Source organism: Tolypothrix sp. VBCCA 56010 (genome assembly GCF_050875635.1).
Lineage (GTDB): Bacteria > Cyanobacteriota > Cyanobacteriia > Cyanobacteriales > Nostocaceae > Hassallia.
On the sequence record NZ_JBPAOH010000406.1, the window covers coordinates 1 to 643 of the forward strand.

Here is a 643-nt window from a genome sequence, read left to right on the forward strand (position 1 = left end):
TAGCGATGGGAGCAAGTTCGATAACCCACGTCATACCAAACGATATGCCCGTAACCTCAGAAAGAAACAACAAAGCCTTGCTCGTAAGCAAAAAGGCAGTAACACCAGAGCTAAAGCAAGAAAGTTAGTAGCGAGAGTACATTCAAAAATATCAAGAGCAAGAGAAGATTTTCTCCACAAACTATCCCGCAAGATAGTTAACGAAAACCAAGTTATTGCAGTGGAGAATCTTCATATCAAAGGCATGGTACGCAATCGTAATTTTGCCTTAGCTATTAGTGATTGCGGCTGGGGGCAATTTTGTACCATGCTTAAATACAAGTCAGAGTGGGACGGAAAAACTTATCTAGAAGTGGATAGATTTTTTGCCTCCTCAAAAACTTGTAGCGTTTGCCTCAATAAAATAGATAGCTTGTCATTGGATATCAGGAATTGGACATGTAATAAGTGCCAAACTCATCATGATAGAGATGTCAATGCGGCTGTGAATATCAAAAACGAAGCCTTGCGGATATTGGCATTGGGAACCAGTGCTACAGCCAATGGAGGGAATATAAGTCAACCTGGTAAAACTTCGGTTTTGCTAGATGCGATTCCCTGCGAAGTTGGAAACCCCATCCCTCTATAGGGTGGGGTAGTTCAT

General features: G+C 41.7%; 1 protein-coding gene. It reads left to right on the forward strand.

Going from position 1 to position 643, the window contains the following annotated elements; all coding sequences use genetic code 11:
• Positions 1-628 (forward strand): RNA-guided endonuclease InsQ/TnpB family protein (locus AABK37_RS41750; protein ID WP_432557235.1); only part of this gene is annotated, 628 nt, incomplete at its 5' end.
• Positions 629-643: the final 15 nt, after the last annotated feature.